At 63.1% G+C, this 1,323-nt stretch carries 2 protein-coding genes; one reads left to right on the top strand and one right to left on the bottom strand.

Annotation, left to right across the window (positions count from 1 at the left end):
* Positions 1–941, top strand: a 941-nt coding sequence (locus tag NW819_RS11815; protein ID WP_414413861.1) for a protein kinase, incomplete at its 5' end; no start/stop codon positions are given.
* A 97-nt stretch (positions 942–1,038) separates the two neighbouring features.
* Here the strand turns inward: NW819_RS11815 and NW819_RS11820 are convergent.
* Positions 1,039–1,323, bottom strand: a 285-nt coding sequence (locus tag NW819_RS11820; RefSeq protein WP_414413862.1) for a superoxide dismutase, incomplete at its 5' end; no start/stop codon positions are given.

Consider the following 1,323-nt stretch of genomic DNA (forward strand, 5'->3'; position numbering starts at 1 on the left):
ATGCCCGCTCGGATATCTACTCGCTTGGCGTAGTGCTCTACCGCATGTTGACCGGGCAACAACCTCTGCGACCCAAGAGCGATTCTTTCCCCGGCTGGTACGAGGCCCACAATTACCAACAGCCTCAGCCCTTCGATCGCTCGAATTTGCCCTATGAGATTCCGCTGGAGCTGGAACAGGTGGTGCTCTCCTGTCTGGCCAAAGATCCCGACCGGCGGCCCCAAGATATGAAGGTTCTCAGCGCCCAATTGGAGGGATCCCTGCGCTCCCAGAGCGCTGCCGGCTCTTCCCTCGCGTCCCCCCCAGCCGCACCCATCTTCTCCGAGCGTACCCTGGCGGCGGTAGATGCAGGGCAGTCGGGCACACACCTGCTCAGTACCCAGGCAGAGCCCGAGGCCAAGCCGTTTCCCCTCTGGGCTGGGATAGCCCTTTTTGTTGTCATTGCGGGGAGCACCTTCTGGGGCCTGCGTCTGCTGTTGGATCCGGGCCCAGGCAGCGAAAGACCGCCTGCTGCCCCCGAACGCCCCCTTCCAGTCGGCGGTGCAGAGCACCCTGAGCGGGATCCCTCAGCCACTCCTGAACCTCTGCTGGACTGGCTGCTACGGGATCCGGAGGGCAAACCGGTGTTTGAGGATGATCCCGCCCCAGATCTGGGAATCGGTGAGTCCGCAAGCGAGCCCACACCCAGGCCAGCGGCAACTCCAGAGGCAGTGTCCTCTACCCCTCAGCCCCCCGCTCCAACTCGGCAGGTGTCACCTCCTCCTCCAGCCCCTGTCCCGGCCAAGCCTCTCCCCCCGCCGCCCATCAACCAACCCCTGTTCCCCCAGATGAACCGGGTTGCTCCAACTCCTGCTCCCCTTGCAGCCCCTCCAACCCAACCTCCCACCCCTGGCTTTCTGGAGCGGTTGCGCGAGGAGCGAGAACGCTTGGGGAAAGACTAGGCGCAAAAAAGGGATCCCCAAGGATCCCTTCGCAAACAGAGACATAGGGCTAGTCTTCGATGGGATCCCCCGTCAAGGGATCCCAGAACAGGTAGAGTCAGGCGGCAGCCAGCCGGGCATTGGCGGCATCCCAGTTCACCAGGTGCTCCAGGTAGGCGCTGATGAAGTCAGGCCGCCGGTTTTGGTAATCCAGGTAGTAGGCGTGCTCCCAGACATCCAAAGTGAGCAGGGGCACTTGGCCGTGCACCAGCGGGTTTTCGGCGTTGGGGGTTTTGGTAACCTTGAGGGTGCCGTTGTCCAGCACCAGCCAGGCCCAGCCGCTGCCAAACTGGGTGGCCGCCGCCGTTTTGAAGGCCTCGACAAACTTGTCGTAGCCGCCAAA

Origin of the sequence: Synechococcus sp. R8-2 (genome assembly GCF_047461715.1) — a bacterium.
In the GTDB taxonomy this organism is placed as follows: Bacteria; Cyanobacteriota; Cyanobacteriia; order Thermostichales; family Thermostichaceae; genus Thermostichus.